Source organism: Nocardia nova NBRC 15556 (genome assembly GCF_001613005.1).
Lineage (GTDB): Bacteria > Actinomycetota > Actinomycetes > Mycobacteriales > Mycobacteriaceae > Nocardia > Nocardia nova.
Genome location: NZ_BDBN01000027.1, coordinates 14271 through 30758 on the forward strand (window position 1 = coordinate 14271; position 16488 = coordinate 30758).

Annotated in this window: 14 protein-coding genes; 11 read left to right on the forward strand and 3 right to left on the reverse strand. The window is 68.1% G+C overall.

Annotation, left to right across the window (positions count from 1 at the left end; genetic code table 11):
* Positions 1–195: 195 nt before the first annotated feature.
* From NN2_RS11980 to NN2_RS11990, 3 genes are all read left to right on the forward strand, one after another.
* Entirely contained in the window at positions 196–1773 is a 1578-nt protein-coding gene (locus NN2_RS11980) for an LVIVD repeat-containing protein (RefSeq protein WP_063013111.1), read from the forward strand.
* Positions 1774–2424: a DUF305 domain-containing protein gene (locus NN2_RS11985; RefSeq protein ID WP_063013113.1), complete on the forward strand. Its 651-nt coding sequence runs from the start codon at positions 1774–1776 to the stop codon at positions 2422–2424. It abuts the gene before it with no gap.
* Positions 2425–2582: 158 nt separating this feature from the next.
* Positions 2583–3296, forward strand: coding sequence for a hypothetical protein (locus NN2_RS11990; protein ID WP_063013115.1), 714 nt, complete (start codon positions 2583–2585; stop codon positions 3294–3296).
* A 140-nt stretch (positions 3297–3436) separates the two neighbouring features.
* Here the strand turns inward: NN2_RS11990 and NN2_RS11995 are convergent, their stop codons facing one another.
* Complete coding sequence (locus NN2_RS11995) at positions 3437–4033, reverse strand: TetR/AcrR family transcriptional regulator (protein ID WP_063013117.1); 597 nt, start codon at positions 4031–4033, stop codon at positions 3437–3439.
* Positions 4034–4130: 97 nt separating this feature from the next.
* Between NN2_RS11995 and NN2_RS12000 the strand changes: the two genes are divergently transcribed.
* Together NN2_RS12000 and NN2_RS12005 are read left to right on the forward strand one after the other, a co-directional pair.
* Positions 4131–5213, forward strand: a complete 1083-nt coding sequence (locus NN2_RS12000; RefSeq protein ID WP_063013119.1) for a hypothetical protein — start codon at positions 4131–4133, stop codon at positions 5211–5213.
* Between the two features lie 154 nt (positions 5214–5367).
* On the forward strand, positions 5368–7551 hold the full coding sequence (locus tag NN2_RS12005; protein WP_063013121.1) for a malate synthase G: 2184 nt from the start codon (positions 5368–5370) through the stop codon (positions 7549–7551).
* Between the two features lie 155 nt (positions 7552–7706).
* Here NN2_RS12005 and NN2_RS12010 read toward each other — a convergent pair whose 3' ends face one another.
* On the reverse strand, positions 7707–8849 hold the full coding sequence (locus tag NN2_RS12010) for a serine hydrolase domain-containing protein (protein ID WP_082856933.1): 1143 nt from the start codon (positions 8847–8849) through the stop codon (positions 7707–7709).
* Between the two features lie 204 nt (positions 8850–9053).
* Here NN2_RS12010 and NN2_RS12015 point away from each other — a divergent pair, with 204 nt between their 5' ends.
* The 6 genes from NN2_RS12015 to NN2_RS12035 all read left to right on the forward strand — a co-directional run bounded on the left by NN2_RS12015 (position 9054) and on the right by NN2_RS12035 (position 13525).
* Entirely contained in the window at positions 9054–9809 is a 756-nt protein-coding gene (locus NN2_RS12015) for an NAD(P)H-dependent oxidoreductase (protein WP_063013125.1), read from the forward strand.
* Between the two features lie 283 nt (positions 9810–10092).
* Positions 10093–10224: a hypothetical protein gene (locus tag NN2_RS38930; protein ID WP_255401986.1), complete on the forward strand. Its 132-nt coding sequence runs from the start codon at positions 10093–10095 to the stop codon at positions 10222–10224.
* Between the two features lie 53 nt (positions 10225–10277).
* Complete coding sequence (locus tag NN2_RS12020; RefSeq protein WP_063013127.1) at positions 10278–10826, forward strand: HNH endonuclease; 549 nt, start codon at positions 10278–10280, stop codon at positions 10824–10826.
* A 55-nt stretch (positions 10827–10881) separates the two neighbouring features.
* Positions 10882–11142, forward strand: a complete 261-nt coding sequence (locus NN2_RS12025) for a WhiB family transcriptional regulator (protein WP_030517719.1) — start codon at positions 10882–10884, stop codon at positions 11140–11142.
* Between the two features lie 104 nt (positions 11143–11246).
* The gene (locus NN2_RS12030; RefSeq protein ID WP_181063972.1) at positions 11247–12920 is read left to right on the forward strand and encodes a substrate-binding domain-containing protein; all 1674 of its coding nucleotides are present in this window, start codon (positions 11247–11249) and stop codon (positions 12918–12920) included.
* A gap of 95 nt (positions 12921–13015) precedes the next feature.
* A complete protein-coding gene (locus NN2_RS12035) occupies positions 13016–13525 on the forward strand; it encodes a winged helix-turn-helix transcriptional regulator (RefSeq protein WP_245658664.1) in 510 nt (169 codons plus the stop codon).
* Positions 13526–13548: 23 nt separating this feature from the next.
* On the opposite strand, the gene gcvP is transcribed toward NN2_RS12035, so the two are convergent.
* Positions 13549–16362 carry an aminomethyl-transferring glycine dehydrogenase gene (gene gcvP, locus NN2_RS12040; protein WP_063013131.1) on the reverse strand — a complete coding sequence of 938 codons (2814 nt, stop codon included), beginning with the start codon at positions 16360–16362 and terminating at the stop codon, positions 13549–13551.
* Positions 16363–16488: the final 126 nt, after the last annotated feature.

Below are 16488 nucleotides of genomic sequence, written 5' to 3' on the forward strand. Positions count from 1 at the left end.
CCCATTCGCAGAGTTTGTCTCACGTGTTGCTGTGGCGCAACAGCTCGGTGGCCCCGGACGGCTTTCCCCGAAAACGGACCCGATGAGAAGGTGGGTGGGTTACCGTTTCGATGCATTGCCCGCAACCGGCGGTACCGACTACCTCCGCGCGCGGGACGCTTAACCCGTTTCACTGTGGAAGGTGGGGGTCCCGCAATGGCGCGGAGGTCGAGCAGGCGCACGCCCAAACCACTCATCGCCGCGGCCGCGGCCCTACTCGCGGCCGCGATTCTGCCGGTCGGCGGCGCGTCGGCGGATCTGCAATCCGATATCGCCACCCAGGTGCAGCAATTCCTCGATATCGGCAAGGTCGCGGTGCCCCCGGCCGACTGCGGCCCGGGCTCGCGACCGGAAACCGGTATGCAGGGCGATGTTCCGGCCGCCGACCGCGCCTCCGGCCGCAGCACACAGGGCTACAGCTGCAATATGTCGTTCGTCGGCGGATATGCCGGCCACGGCGCCGGCATCACCTCGACCACCTACGACCACTGCTCCTACACCGGCTCGTTCTTCCCCGGCGATCTGCTCGGTCCCGCCCAGGGCGTGCAGGTGATCGACGCCTCCGATCCGGCGCATCCGGTGTTGAGCACCACCCTCACCGAACCGGCGATGATGGCCGGAACCTGGGAGAGCCTGAAGGTCAACACCGCGCGAAAACTGCTGGTGGGCACCGGAGTTCCGTTCCTGGAGGGTACCGGCTACCTGTCGGTCTACGACATCTCCGACTGCGCGCATCCGCGGCTGCTCAATCCGGGGCCGGGCACCAACCTGGCCATGCCCCTGCCCATCACCACCCACGAGGGCGGCTTCTCCCCCGACGGCCGGACCTATTGGGCCTCGGGCATCGCACCCGGCTTCGTCAGCGCGGTCGACCTCACCGATCCGGCGAATCCGCACGTGATCTGGCAGGGGCTCACCGGCATCGAGGCGCACGGCTTCGGCATCAGTCCCGACGGCAACCGCATGTATCTGTCGGCGCTGGGCGGATTCACGGTGCTCGATATCAGCGCGGTTCAGCGGCGCGATCCGAATCCGCAGGTCAACCACATCGGCCGGGTGTTCTGGACCGACGGCTGGGCAACCCAGCACAGCGTGCCGGTGAGCTACGACGGCACACCGTATCTGTTCACCGTCGACGAGGCGGGAGCCGGCGGGGTGAAACTGGTCGACATCTCCGACGAGAACAACCCCAAGGTGGTCGAGAAGATCAAGTTGCGGATCGATCTGCCGGAGAATCAGGACAGCATGCTCGCCTCCTCGATGGGCGGTTCGGTGTTCTCCTACGACCCGCACTACTGCGCGGCCGACCGTCCCGAGAATCCGACGGCACTGGCCTGCGGGCGGGAATCGTCCGGCATCCGGGTGTTCGATGTGCGCGATCCGTTCCAGGTGCACGAGATCGCCTACTTCAATCCGCCCGCCCGCACCGGACAGAATCTGCAACTGTGGAACTCGCCGCACGCACTGGGTTCGCTGATCGGACCACCGGCGCTGGAAGGCTTTTCGGTGGCGCGCGCCATTCTGGACGGGAAATTCGATCCGGCCCAGGCCCTGTCACCGCGCGCCGGGATGCTGGCCTTCGGTGACGTGTCCTCCGACTGGTGTTTCGCGCCTCCGGAATGGCACGGCAGCCAGCTGTGGACCTCCTGCAACGACAACGGATTCATGGTGTTGCAGCTGGACAACGACGTGTATTCACCACCGGCCGACCAGCATTCGATCGTGGGGTCCTAGATGTCGCGATGGCTGCGCTGGGGCTCCTCTGCGGCGGCGGCGTTGATCCTGTTGGTGATCGGCGCTGCGCTGCGGCCGGTCGTCCTGCCCGAGAACCACACCGCCGCACCGGTTCTCGACGCCACCGAAATCGGATTCGCCCAGGATATGACCGCTCACCATCAGCAGGCGATCCAGATGGTGCAGCGTCTGGACCCCGGGGTCGACCCACAGGTACCGCGGCTGGCACAGCAGATCGACCAGTCGCAGCGGGTGGAGATCGGCACGATGCTCGGATGGCTGCGCCTGGCGAACGCCGCCCCGATGTCGGATCACCCGATGGCATGGATGAGCGCGGATACGGTTTCCGCACACCATCACGCGGCGAGCGGGCCCGCCACCACCGCGTCGGCGGCCGGCATGCCGGGAATGGCGAGCACGGCCGAACTGGACCGGCTCTCGGCCGCCCGGGGGCGTGACGCGGAAATCCTTTTCCTGCAACTGATGTACCGCCATCACGAGGGCGGTATCGCGATGGCTCGCGCCGCCGACCGGCAGATCGCCTCCGGCCCGGTGAAAGAGCAGGCCCGGGCCATGCTCGTCGCCCAGAGCCAGGAGACCGGGTTGATCGCGCTGATGCTGAACCAGCGCGGCGCGCAACCACTCCCCTAGGCCGATTCCGGCGGCCATGGTCGACACTTCCTTGTCCGCAGGTTCGGCGGCCGCGGCGAGAGGGCCGGTCCGGTGCGGATCGTCCGGCGGACCCGAGGATGTCGGTGGGTGCCGCTATGGTCCCTGGGTCGGCACACAATCGAGAGGTTCGGACGCGGATGACTGTCGGTACGGCGATCACCATTCCCACGCATATCCACGGTTATCCGGATCTGGCGTTCGGCGGCTACGTGGCGGGCATGCTCGCCGATCGCGTCGGCGGTGAGGTGCGCGTCGACTTCCGGCGCGGTGTTCCGGTGCGCACCCCGGTCCTGATCACCGATTCCGAATCCGGCAGTGTGCTCACCGATTCCGACGGCACAATCCTCGCCGAGGCGAGCCCGGGTTCGGTGGAATTAGCCGTCACCCCGCCACCCGCATGGGAAGAGGCGGTTGTCGCGTCTCGCGACTCGTTCGCCGCGGGCCGGCCCATTCCCGACTGCTACGGCTGCGGCACCGCGAATGCACCGGGCCGAGGCCTGCGACTGTATCCCTGGCGGATGCGCGACCACGATCTCGTCGCGGCCGCCTGGGTTCCCGATGCCGAATTGGCCGGGCCCGGAGGGCATCTGACCACGGAGAACATCTGGTCGGCCGTCGACTGCCCCGGCGGCTGGGCAGCCATCGAACTGTTCGGAATGCGGCCAGGGGGCGTCACGGCCGCCCTCACCACCCGTCGCATCGGACCGGTTCGCGCCGGGGAGAAGTACCTGGTCTGGTCCTGGCCGATCGCCGCCTCCGGGCGCAAACACACTGTCGGCGTGGCCATGTCGACGCCGAAGGGCGATCTGCGGGTCCTGGCCGAAGCGCTGTGGGTCGAGCCCCGGCGGTAATCTCCCCTGCCGGTCAGTCCGGCAACTCCTGGCTGCACGACGGCAGTGGTCAGCTTCCCGCCTGACCCGAAACCCGGCGGCTCACGATGGCATACCGCGAGCTCCCGGCACCGTGCCGACGAATCTCGCGATCGGTTCGCCTACTCTCCGGCGCCCGCCAGACTGCGATAGGCGGCAGCGTAGGAATCCGGGCGTACGTCGCCCATCAACAGGTACTGCTGCAGGAAGCCCATCATCGCGCCGAGCATGACCTGGGCGAGCGCGTCGATATCGGCTGCGGCGGAGAGCAATCCGGCCTCACGGGCGCGCAGGAGCAATTCCCGCCAGGCATTCCGGACTTGAGCCAGGCGTTCACGGACGATCCCGGCCACCACCTCGTCCCGCCCGGCCTCCGCCCACGCCTGCACCGCGACGCGCGGAATATCGCCGTCGCGAGCCAGATCCGCGATCTGCCCGAGCACCGACTCCAGCGCATCGATCGGCGCCACCGGCGTCGCCCCCTCGGTGAGCCGAGCCAGATTCGCCGTCATCCGGCCGAGCACGGAGTCGGCGATCGCGCGGATGATGTCGTTCTTGGATGCGAAATAGCCGTAGACCGCCCCCGCCGACATCCCCGATTCGGCGATCACCGCCGACATCGTCGTCTTGTGGAATCCCTCCCGGGCCACACAGCGCACGGCGGCAGCGATCAGCTGGTTTCGCCGGGCGGTGCGACGCTGTTCGGTCAGTCGCGGCATGTCCGCATCATAAAAAGAACGTTCGTTCTTGACAATCTCCCGGCCGCGGGCGCATGCTCGAAATGCAAAAAGAACGTTCCTTCTCTTTGGAGTTGCGATGCGACCGTCGCCCGCCACCGTTCTCGGACCGGTTCTGGCCCTGTCCGCCCTGATCACCGTGCTGGTCACGGCCTTCGCCTGGCCGACCTCCAACCTGGCCCCACGTCACCTCCCGGTCGGGCTGGCCGGCCCGGCCCCCGCCGTCGAACAGGTGCGCCAGGGCCTCGGCGCGCTCGGCGATTCGGCGATCGACACGACGACATATCCCGACCGCACGACGGCCGTTCAGGCCATCGAGGATCGCGATATCTACGGCGCCATCGTGATCGGCGCGAACGGACCGGAGGTGTTGACCGCCTCCGCCGCCGGCCCGGCCGTCGCCCAAGCCCTGACCGAAGCCGCCCGGAGCATGAGCCGATCCGCTGCGCCGCAGACGAATTCCGGGCAGTCGCCGCAGCCCGGTAGTCCTGCCGCGGGCCAACCCGCACCCAGCACCCCGATGCCGCAACAGCTTTCGCCGGCGCCGGTGGTCACCGATGTCGTCGCCACGCCTGCCGCCGACCCGCACGGCGCGGTATTCGGCCTCACCCTGGTCCCCATGGTCATCGGCGGCCTGTTGACCGGCGCCGCCCTGTCGCTGCTGGCGCTGGGCCGCACCGCCCGGATCGGCGCGGCCGTAGCCGTCGCGCTCATCGCCGGATTCGCCGTCACGGCCGTACTGCACACCTGGCTCGACGTGCTGACCGGAAATTATCTCGCCAACGCGGGAGTGGTCGCCCTGGCCATCGGCGCGATCGCACTCGCACTCCTCGGCCTGCGTGCCGTGCTCGGCCTCGCCGGACTCGGTGTGGGCGCGGCAACCTTTGTCGCACTGGGCATTCCACTCTCCGGCGCCATGTCCGCACCGGAACTGCTGCCGACCGGCTGGGGCACCCTGGGAACACTGCTCCCGCCCGGCGCGGCCGCCACCGCGCTGCGCTCGACCGCCTATTTCGGCGGTGCGGGCTCGGCAGCGGCACTGGCGGTGCTGAGCTGCTGGGCCGTGGGCGGCTTGTTGCTGGCGACTGTCCCCCAGCGCACCCGCCACCTTCCCGAGCCGGCGCACGACACCGAAACCGCACAGCTCGCCCGGACGGCCTGATCGCCCCGGAGACGACCCGGGGCAGCCGACCCCAGTTGTGGCCCACGATACAATCGGGCCTGCTCAATCGATGCCGACCGCGACCACGCAACTACCCATGGGTAACATGACAGGCGTACTTTTTCCATCCGGCTTTCTCGAAATGAGGCAGTAGATGACAGAGCGGATTCAGGTCGGCGGGCTCCAGGTGGCCAAGGTTCTTCACGACTTCGTGGAGAACGAGGCGCTCCCCGGCTCCGGCGTAGATTCCGCCGCGTTCTGGACCGGTGCGGAGAGCGTCATCAACGACCTCGCTCCCCGCAACCGCGCCCTGCTGGCCGAACGCGACGAGATCCAGGGCAAACTCGACGCCTGGCACGCCGAGAACCCGGGCAAGGGCTACGACAAGGCCGCCTACAAGAAGTTCCTCGCCGAGATCGGCTACCTGCGCGAAGAGCCCGCCGATTTCGCCATCGGCACCCAGAACGTCGACGACGAGATCGCGACCACCGCCGGCCCGCAGCTGGTCGTGCCGGTGAGCAACGCGCGCTTCGCCATCAACGCCGCCAACGCGCGCTGGGGCTCGCTCTACGACGCGCTCTACGGCACCGACGCCATCTCCGAGGCCAACGGCGCGGAGAAGGGCACCAGCTACAACAAGGTCCGCGGCGACAAGGTCATCGAATGGGCGCGCAACTTCCTCGACGACGCCGTGCCGCTGATCACCGGCTCGCACGTCGGCTCCAAGGCCTACAAGATCGTCGACGGTGAACTCGAGGTCACCCTCGAGGACGGCACCGACATCGGGCTGGCCGATTCCTCGGCCCTGGTCGGCTACCTGGGCGATCCGTCCGCGCCGAGCTCGATCCTGCTGCGCCACAACGGTTTGCACATCGACATCCAGATCGACCCGGAATCGCCGATCGGCAAGACCGACGACGCGGGCGTCAAGGACGTCGTGCTCGAGTCCGCGGTCACCACGATCATGGACTTCGAGGACTCGGTCGCCGCGGTCGACGCCGAGGACAAGGTGCTCTGCTACCACAACTGGCTGGGCCTGATGAAGGGCGATCTGGCCGAAGAGGTCAGCAAGGGCGGCAAGACCTTCACCCGCACCATGAACCCGGACCGGGTGTACACCGGCCTCGACGGCAACGACGTGGTCCTGCACGGCCGCTCGCTGCTGTTCGTCCGCAACGTGGGCCACCTGATGACCTCCGACGCGATCCTCGACGCGCAGGGCAACGAGGTGCCCGAGGGCATCCTCGACGGCCTGATCACCTCGCTGATCGCGGTGCACTCGCTCAACGGCAACGCCAAGGTCAGCAACTCGCGCACCGGTTCGGTGTACATCGTGAAGCCGAAGATGCACGGCCCCGACGAGGTCGCCTTCGCCAACGAGCTGTTCGGCCGGGTCGAGGATGTGCTGGGCCTGCCCCGCAACACCCTCAAGGTCGGCATCATGGACGAGGAGCGCCGCACCACCGTCAACCTCAAGGCCTGCATCGCGGCCGCGAAGGACCGCGTGGTGTTCATCAACACCGGCTTCCTGGACCGCACCGGCGACGAGATCCACACCTCCATGGAGGCCGGCGCGATGATCCGCAAGGCCGAGATGAAGAAGCAGCAGTGGATCCTGGCCTACGAGGACTGGAACGTCGACAAGGGCCTGGCCACCGGCCTACAGCACAAGGCGCAGATCGGTAAGGGCATGTGGGCCATGCCGGATCTGATGCACGACATGCTCGAGCAGAAGATCGGCCACCCGCGCGCCGGCGCCACCACCGCCTGGGTGCCCTCCCCGACCGCCGCCACCCTGCACGCCACCCACTACCACCTGGTGGACGTGTTCAAGCGGCAGGCCGAGATCGCCAAGGGCGGCCCGCGCGCCACCGTCGACCAGATCCTGGAGATCCCGCTGGCCGCCGACACCAACTGGTCGGCCGAGGAGATCCGCAACGAGCTGGACAACAACTCGCAGTCCATCCTGGGCTACGTGGTCCGCTGGATCGATCAGGGCGTCGGCTGCTCCAAGGTGCCCGACATCAACGATGTCGCGCTCATGGAAGACCGTGCGACCCTGCGCATTTCGAGCCAGCTGATGGCGAACTGGCTGCGCCACGGCATCGTCACCGAGGCGCAGATCGTCGAGAGCCTGGAGCGGATGGCGCCCGTCGTCGACCGGCAGAACGCCGGTGACGCCGCCTACAAGCCGATGGCCCCCGACTTCGCCGGCAGCGTCGCCTTCCAGGCCGCCAAGGAACTGATCCTCGAAGGTGCCTGCCAGCCCAACGGCTACACCGAGCCCATCCTGCACCGCCGCCGCCGCGAGGCCAAGGCGCTCGCCGCGAAGGGCTGATCCGAAACTCGTCGTGACCCTGTCGCGGCGAACCGTGACGTCGCAGCCCCGGTCGTATCGAACGACCGGGGCTGCTTCGCGCTCGGAACACTCTTCGGCGGCCGGCGTCCGTGCGGCTTCGCCGCGGAGGTCCCGTCGATCGCACGCGCCGACGATCACCCGCCGACGAAGGCCTCTATCAGCACGCAGGTCGCGTCGTCCAGCGCCTTGTCGGCGGAGTCGGCACAGCAGTTGGTCGCCGTCGCGAAGGCCACATCGCGCGCCGGCCCCAACCAGGTGGTCGCCAGCCACAGCAAATTGCTACCGGTATGGGTCAGCGCGACACCGCCGGCCCAGTCCCTGGTCGTGACGCGCCAACCGGCGGCGTAGTCGCCACCCGGCGGCGGTTGATGCAGACGCGCCATCGTCGCCGCGGACAGCAAGGTCGGCTCACCGCGAGCACCCCGGACGTGCATGGTGAGGAATTTCCCCCAGTCCGCGAGACCGACATGGACCCGTCCCGCCGGTCCGTAGGCCGGTGGGTTGTCCGCGCGCGGATCCGCGGGTGCAATGGGTTCGAGCGTGTTCCCCGCACCGGGTTCGAGCGCGTTCCCAGCATTCGTATGCCCCCACGGCTGATCGACGGCGGTGCCGTTGCCGGGCGGTCCGAAGCCGGCCGACGTCATGCCGAGCTTCGCGAACAGCTCGGTCCGAATCATGTTCTCCCACGGCGTCTTCGCGATCCGTTCCAGCACGATGCCGAGGATCAGATAGCCGGCATTCGCATAGGCGTACGTGCCGGGTGCCTGTGCGGGCGGGCGGCTCAGCAGCGACCGCACGGCTCGGATCCGGGCGCCGGGGTCATCGCCGTCGGACCACATCCGCTGCTTGATGTCGGCGGGCATGGCGGCCGGGGCGCCGCCGCGATGCTGGAGCAGCTGTTCGATGGTGGTGGCGCGATAACCGGGGTCGATCGTCTCACCGGCGAGCACGGTGTCGAGGCGATCGGAGAAAGCGAGTTGTCCGCGATCGACGAGGAGACCGATCAACGTCGCGGTCATCGCCTTGGTGTCGGACCCCAGATGCCATTCGTCGGCCGTCGTCACCGGCGTCGGATCTCCCAGTTTCCGCACCCCGCTCGCCCATGAGCCGATCAGGGTGCCCCCGCGCCACACCGCCGCCGCGAGCGCGGGAAGACCCGCCTCGGCACGAATGGCCTCCAGCTTGCCGGCGACCGCGCTGGAAGGCGCGAATGCGCCCTCCCCGCCCGTCACGGTGGCGGTCTCCAAGTTTTCGAGCACTCGTCGATCTGTCGACATATCACTCCCCCAAGATGTCGTGACGGAGATCTGCGGCGACCCCTCGGCCACAGAGTATCAGCACGCCCGCTCCCACAATTCGATTGCCGCGCAATATTTTTCAACCAGTTTGTCACGCAAATCTCACATTCCGGTCCTGTCGGCGACACATCCGGGCGCTCGGGCGCGGGAATGCGCGGCGGTATCGAACCGTTGTCGCCACATATGCGAATTCTGATCGTGTATGCGCATCCCGAACCCGATTCGCTCACCGGAGCTCTCAAAGATGTTGCGGTGGAACACCTTCGCGGCGCAGGACATGAGGTCGTGGTCAGCGATCTGTATGCGATGGGCTGGAAGGCGCAGGCCGATGCCGCCGATTTCGGTGAGTCCGGTACGGGCACCTTCATGCAGGCCTCCGGCGAGGCGTACAGCAACGGCACGCTGACCGCCGATATCACGGCTGAACAGGACAAACTGCGGTGGGCCGACGCGGTGCTGCTGCACTTTCCGCTGTGGTGGTACTCGATGCCCGCCATCCTCAAGGGCTGGGTGGACCGGGTGTTCACCAACGGCTTCGCCTACGGATCCGGCAGCACGGCGCTGCCCCGATACGGTGCGGGCGCGCTGAGTGGGCGGCGAGCCATGCTGGTGGTCTCCATCGGCGGACGGGAGCCGGCCTACTCCGAACGTGGCATCAACGGCCACATCGACGACCTGCTCTTTCCCATCCACCACGGCATCCTCTACTACCCCGGCATGGATGTGCTGCCCCCGTTCCTCGTCCACGGCACCATCCGGGTCGACTCCGAACGTTTCTCCGCCATCGCCGACGACCTGCGGGCGCGATTGTCGCGGATCGACGCGATCGAGCCGATCCCGTACCGCACCCAGGCCGGCGGCGATTACGACCGCAGCCTGCGACTGCGGGACGGCTTGGGCTGCGACGCGACCGGATTCGGGCTGCACTGCGCAGGCTGAGATGCGCACCAGGCTGAAGACCGAACCCACAGATCCGATCGCCCTACGCCGGTCGCGGCGTGGCCGAACACACACACGACTCCGCGAGGTCAGGGAATAGTTCGAACACCCCCAGCGCTGTAACTGCGGCAACGGGGGTTAGCGTCGCCCGCCGGATCGGTTGCGGCGACGAAAAAATGACCCGACAACGGCGGTAACGCTGTGTCACCATGACAACGATGATCAACCGGTCCCGCCGCACAGCGGGGCCATTCGACGAGTAACGGGAAGGAGGAGGTGGCCGATGTATCCGAAGAGTATGCGCGACGAGATGAACGATCTTGCCGGGCAGCGACATTCGACCGGCGTCGAGCAGTCGCAGAGCATTCTGCGGCAAGCCGAGCGGGAATCCGGTCGCCTCTTCCGGCAGGCCTGATCGGCTCCCCCTCCTCTCCTCGTTCCACTTTTTCACGAAACATGGTGACCCCCATGCTGTCTCGTCACGCCGAAAGAACCCTCGCTCCCGACAACTGGATACACGCCCAGGTACTGGTCCTCAACGCGTCCTACGAGGCGCTGACCGATATCGGCGCGGATCGCGCGGTCGTGCTGGTGATCAGCGGGACCGCCGAGACCGTGGCCGAGCGGCAACCGCATTTCCCGATTCGCTCCAAGCATCTGGAAATCGCTCTGCCGCAGACGATCCGGTTGCTGCGCTACGTCTATCTCGAGCACAGCGTGCTCGTGCACGACGAGAGCCGGGCCACCCTCGCGGGTGTGCTGCGGCGGGACCGTCACCGGTGCGGATACTGCGCCGGCTGGGCCCGCACCGTCGACCACATCCGCCCGCGCAGCCGGGGCGGACCCAATACCTGGAACAACCTGGTCGCCGCCTGCGGACCGTGCAACACCCGCAAGGCCGACCGCACCCCGGACGAGGCCGGGATGCGACTGCTCTGGGAACCCAAGGCGCCCACCGACATGCAGCGGCGGCAACGGCGGATCTGGAAGGACCTCGTCGCCACGGGCGCACAGTGAACAGCCACCGGCGCACAGTGAACACCCGCACATCCCGAGGAAGGAGGGATCCGATATGACAACTACGACTCCGGCACTCACCCTGGTGGATCTGCTCCCGGTCTCGGATACACAGAGCTGGGACCAGGCCGCATGCAAGGGTGACCCGAACCACGATGCCTGGTTCCCGTACCCGTCGCAGGACTTCGACTACGCGCGCGGAATCTGCGCCGGCTGCCCCATTCGCCGGCAGTGCGCGGAGTTCGCGGCCGGCACCGGCCAGTCCGGTGTGTGGGGCGGTCACGAATTCGACCGCGGCAAGCTGATCCGCGACTGAGAACGACACGTGCGAGTGGTCCGCGTCACTCGCACGATCCGAGCCCGGCGCTCGACCGATCCTGGTCGAGCGCCGGTTTTCGCGTGACCATACACTGGAAAATCGTGGGCACACATCGCAGCGCGGACGGATCACGGGGCGTCAGCAAAGGTTTGGTTATCACCGTGGTGGCGGTCCTGCTGCTGATCGTGGCGGTCGCCGGTTGGTTCTGGCTCAGCAATCGTTCGGCATCGGAGAACCGCAGCGCCGCCGGCCAGTGCATCGAGGGCCCGGTGACGCTCGCGGTCACCGTCGATCCCGATATCGCCGCTCCCGTGCGCGCCGCCGCCGACCGCTACAACGCCACCCACCCCCAGGTCCGCGATCACTGCGCGAAGGTCTCCGTCACCGAACGGACCACCGCCGCGATGGTGACCGGGCTCACCGCCCCGAACTGGGACGCCAAGCTCGGCCCACAACCCGGTCTCTGGATTCCGAGTTCTTCGCGGGCGGTCGAGCAGATGCGGGTTCCGGGACTGGTGCAGGGCACGCCCGCCTCGATCGCCGTCAGCCCGATCGCGGTGGCCGCCCCCGGCACCCTGGCGCAAGCGATGGAGAAGGCCAACCTCAGCTGGTCGGATCTGGCGCGCCTGCAGCGCGGGTCGCTCGGCGATATCGGCCTCGGCAGCTGGGGTCCGCTGCGGATGGCGATGCCACCAGGTGACGATTCGCTGGCCGCCGCGGTCGCGGTCGGGTCGGCCGTCTCCGGCTCCGATCCGCTGACCGATGAATCCGCCGCGTCCGGTCAGGTCATCGCCGCCATCTCCGGATTGGCCGCCGACGCACCGGAATCCGGGGACACCGCCTCCGCGCTGGCGGCGGTCGCCGATTCCGCGCAAGGCCCCAACTCCCCGATCCACGCGGTAGCAGTTACCGAGCAGCAAGCCAAGACCCGGCCGAGCGTCGCGCTGTTCCATCCGACCGGTGCCGCGCCGGTCGCCGATCATCCCGCCGCGATGCTCACCGGAAGCTGGGTCGACAAGACCCAGAACCTGGCGGCCGGCATGTTCGCCGACTTCCTGCGCGCTCCCGAACAACAGAAGCTGTTCACCGACAACGGATTCGGCGCCGCGGCCGCCACACCCACCGCGGTGCCGGCGAAGTCGGTCCTCGATCGGGTGCAGTCGGTGCTCGCCCATCCGGTCCTGGGCGTGCAGGCCACCATTCTCATCGACACCTCGGCGTCGATGGCGCCCAGCGACGGTTCGATGTCGCGGTTGAACAACGCTCTCGCCGCGGTCCAGTCGACCCTCGACACGATGCCGCCGGATTTCGGTGCCGGCGCCTGGATCTACGCCAATCAATTGACCGACGGCAATCCGTATCGAATGGTCGCGCCCACCCAGGCGCTCACACCGCAACACCGCTCCGAATTGTCCACTGCCCTGGGCAACGTCACGCTGGCCGGTTCGAGCACCGACCGCACTTACCCGTCGCTCGAGGCCGCCTACCGCAGCGCGGTGAAGAACTATTCCCCGGGTAAGACGAATTCGGTGCTGCTCATCACCGGCGGCCCCAACGACAATTCCTCGGTGACCGGGGATCAGCTGATCACCGATATCACCGGCGTCGCCGATGCCGCGCATCCGGTGCGGGTGGATGTGATCGTCGTGGGCGGCCAGGGGGCGCAGACCCTGCAGAATCTGGCTCAGAAGACCGGCGGCACCTACACCAAGGTCAGCACCTCCGACGACATGACCTTCGGCACCGCGGTCAACCACGCGCTGACCACGCCGTAGGGCCGTTCGCCGCCGGCTTCACCAGCCAGCGGATCTCGGGCACCGTCACAGCCGCTAGTGCTAGTAAGATGCAAGCAGTTGGCGAAGGAGGTGTGGTGTCCGAGGAACAGCTTTCGGAACAGCGGTCGGGCTGCCCGATCAACGCCGCCGTCGAGGTGGTCGGCGATCGGTGGACGATGCTGGTGCTGCGCGACATCATGTTCGGCGACCGCCGTCATTTCCGGCAGCTGCAGTCCCGGTCGGAGGAGGGCATCGCCTCCAATATCCTCGCCGACCGGCTCAAAACCCTCGTCGACGCCGGACTGCTGACCCGCGACGAGGTCCGCCGCGGACAGCGCGCCGCCTACAGCCTCACCGAACCCGCGATCCAGCTGGTTCCGGTCCTGGCCGCCCTCGCCTCCTGGGGCCTGCGACACCGTCCGACAACCCCCGAATTGCGCGTCCGCGCGGAACTGCTCGAGGCCGGCGGCCCGCAACTGTGGGCGGAATTCATGGACGAGCTGCGCGAACGCCACCTCGGCATCGCGCGCCCGGATACCGGCAAGCCGACCGCCACCGAACGCCTCGCCGAGGCCTACGCGCAGGCGGTCGCCGCCGAAGCGTGACCCGCCCGCGCTCGGCAGATAACTCAGTCGGTGTAGGCCTCGAGGGGCGGGCACGAGCACACCAGATTGCGGTCACCGAAGGCTCCGTCGATGCGCCGGACCGCAGGCCATACCTTGGCCCGGCCGGAGTGCACACCCAGCGGGTAAACGGCGGTCTCGCGGCTGTAGGGATAGTCCCACTCGCCGACGAGCGAAGCGGCGGTATGCGGGGCGCCGCGCAGCGGGCTCTGCTCGACCGGCCAGGTGCCGGCGGCAACCTCGTCGATCTCACCCTTGATCGCGATCATCGCGTCGGCGAAGGCGTCGAGCTCTTCGAGGTTCTCACTTTCGGTGGGCTCGACCATCAGCGTCCCGGCGACCGGGAAACTCATGGTCGGGGCGTGGAATCCGTAGTCGGCCAGGCGTTTTGCCACATCGTCGACGGTCACGCCGGTGCGCTTGGTGATCTCGCGCAGATCCAGGATGCACTCGTGGGCGACCATGCCGTTCTCCCCGGTGTAGAGCACCGGGAAATGCGAATCCAGCCGCCGCGCAAGGTAATTGGCCGAGGCGATCGCGGTCAGCGTGGCCCGGCGCAGGCCGTCGGCGCCCATCATCCGGATATAGGCCCAGGTGATCGGCAGGATCGAGGCCGAACCGTACCGCGCCGCGGACACCGCGTGCGAATCCGGCTGCAGCGGATCGCCGGGGAGGTAGGGCGCCAGATGTTCGCGCACCGCGACCGGGCCCACGCCGGGACCTCCGCCGCCGTGCGGGATACAGAAGGTCTTGTGCAGGTTCAGGTGCGAGACGTCGCCGCCGAAGCGCCCCGGGCGGGCAAGTCCCACAAGAGCATTCAGATTCGCGCCGTCGACGTACACCTGTCCGCCCGCATCGTGCACAAGCGCGCACAACTCGGCCACCTCGTGTTCGTACACGCCGTGGGTGGACGGATAGGTGATCATGATGCAGGCCAGCCGATCGGCGTGATCGGCGATCTTGGCGCGCAGATCGTCCAGATCGACGTCGCCGTTGTCCCGGCATTTCACGACCTCCACCCGCAGCCCGGCCATCGCCGCCGACGCGGCGTTGGTGCCGTGCGCACTGGAGGGAATCAGGCAGGTGTCGCGGTGGGTGTCGCCGCGGTCGAGGTGATAGCGGCGGATCGCGAGCAATCCCGCGTACTCGCCCTGACTACCGGCATTGGGCTGCAGGCTCACCCGGTCGTACCCGGTGACCGCGGCCAGCCAGTGCTCGAGATCCTCGATCACCCGCAGCATGCCGGGCGCGTCCTCCAGCGGCGCGTACGGGTGCAGGCGCGCGAAACCGGGCCAGGTGATGGGCTCCATCTCGGCGGTGGCGTTGAGCTTCATGGTGCACGAACCGAGCGGAATCATGCTGCGGTCCAAGGCGATATCCTTGTCCGACAGCTGCCGCAGATACCGCAGCATCGCGGTTTCGGTGTGATAACGGGTGAACGCCGGATGCGTCAGATAGGCCGAGGTCCGGGTTTCGATCGAGGGCAGCGTGGCCGTCTCCGGCACCCCGTCGGCGCCGAAACATTCCAGCACGATTGCCACTTGGGCCTCGGTGGTCGCCTCGTCACAGGCCACCGCCACATGGTCGGCGTCGACGAGACGCAGGTTGATACCGCGCCCCTTCGCCTTGGCGACCACGGCCTCGGCGCCACCGGGCACCGACACCAGGACGGTGTCGAAGAAGCGTTCGTGCACGACCGCGTCGCCGAGCCCGGTGGCGAGCCGCTCGGCGTGACCGTGCACCCGCCGCGCGATCGCGCGCAGCCCGTCGGCGCCGTGGTAGGAGGCATACATCGCGGCCACGATCGCGAGCAGCACCTGCGCGGTGCAGATGTTCGAGGTCGCCTTCTCGCGGCGGATGTGCTGTTCGCGGGTCTGCAGCGCGAGCCGGTAGGCGCGGTCCCCGTCGGCGTCGACCGAAACGCCGACCAGCCGGCCGGGCAGTTGCCGCGCGTGTGCGGTGCGCACCGCGAGATATCCGGCGTGCGGACCGCCGAAGCCGAGCGGGACACCGAACCGCTGGGTGGTGCCGAAGCATACGTCGGCGCCCTGCTCCCCGGGCGGGGCGATGAGCGTCAGCGCCAGCAGGTCGGCGCCGACCGCGACCAGCGCACCCCGCGCGTGCGCCGCGGCGATCACCGCGGTCGGGTCCGCGATCCGGCCGGAGGCGCCCGGAGTCTGCAGGACCACGCCGAAGAAGTCGCCCTCGGGCAGTTCGCCGGAACTCAGATCCGCCTCGACCAGCGTGATGCCGAGCGGTTCGGCCCGGGTGGTCAGCACGGTTCGGGTCTGCGGGAACAGGTCGGCATCGATGAGCAGGCGCTGGGAGGTGCTCTTGCGGTTGGCGCGCTGCAGCAGCGTCATCGCCTCGGCCGCGGCGGTGGCCTCGTCCAGCATGGAGGCGTTGGCCACCTCCATCCCGGTCAGATCGGAGACCATGGTCTGGAAGTTCAGCAGCGCTTCGAGCCGGCCCTGGCTGATCTCGGGCTGATACGGCGTGTACGCGGTGTACCAGGCGGGGTTTTCCAGCAGGTTGCGGACCAGCACCGGCGGGGTCAGGGTGTCGTAGTAACCGAGGCCGATCATCGACGTGGCGACGGTGTTCGAATGCGCCAGCGCCGCAAGTTCGGTGAGAGCGTCGTGTTCGGAGACCGCGGTCGGCAGCGCGTCCAGTCCGGTCTCGCCGGCGGCGTCCAGAATGCTCGCGGGCACGGCACGTGCGGCGAGTTCGTCCATCGACCCGACGCCGACGGTATCGAGGATCCGATCCAGTTCGGTGGTGTCGGGTCCGATGTGGCGCTCGGCGAAACTACGGGTCACGGCAGCTCCAAGGCTCGGGCGGGTCGACCGGCACCCCGGGTGCCACCGTCGACGACTGTCGGCCCTCCCCCTCTGTCGTGGCGCCTGAGAGATTCGGGGTCGCGCGCGATCCCTTTCCCCATGGGC

Coding starts and splice junctions, on each gene's coding strand:
- NN2_RS38930 (WP_255401986.1), top strand. CDS start 10,093: ATGTATCCGAAGAGTATGCGCGACGAGATGAACGATCTTGCCGGGCAG.
- NN2_RS12005 (WP_063013121.1), top strand. CDS start 5,368: ATGACAGAGCGGATTCAGGTCGGCGGGCTCCAGGTGGCCAAGGTTCTT.
- NN2_RS11985 (WP_063013113.1), top strand. CDS start 1,774: ATGTCGCGATGGCTGCGCTGGGGCTCCTCTGCGGCGGCGGCGTTGATC.
- NN2_RS11995 (WP_063013117.1), bottom strand. CDS start 4,033: ATGCCGCGACTGACCGAACAGCGTCGCACCGCCCGGCGAAACCAGCTG.
- NN2_RS11980 (WP_063013111.1), top strand. CDS start 196: ATGGCGCGGAGGTCGAGCAGGCGCACGCCCAAACCACTCATCGCCGCG.
- NN2_RS12020 (WP_063013127.1), top strand. CDS start 10,278: ATGCTGTCTCGTCACGCCGAAAGAACCCTCGCTCCCGACAACTGGATA.
- NN2_RS11990 (WP_063013115.1), top strand. CDS start 2,583: ATGACTGTCGGTACGGCGATCACCATTCCCACGCATATCCACGGTTAT.
- NN2_RS12015 (WP_063013125.1), top strand. CDS start 9,054: ATGCGAATTCTGATCGTGTATGCGCATCCCGAACCCGATTCGCTCACC.
- NN2_RS12025 (WP_030517719.1), top strand. CDS start 10,882: ATGACAACTACGACTCCGGCACTCACCCTGGTGGATCTGCTCCCGGTC.
- NN2_RS12010 (WP_082856933.1), bottom strand. CDS start 8,849: ATGTCGACAGATCGACGAGTGCTCGAAAACTTGGAGACCGCCACCGTG.
- NN2_RS12000 (WP_063013119.1), top strand. CDS start 4,131: ATGCGACCGTCGCCCGCCACCGTTCTCGGACCGGTTCTGGCCCTGTCC.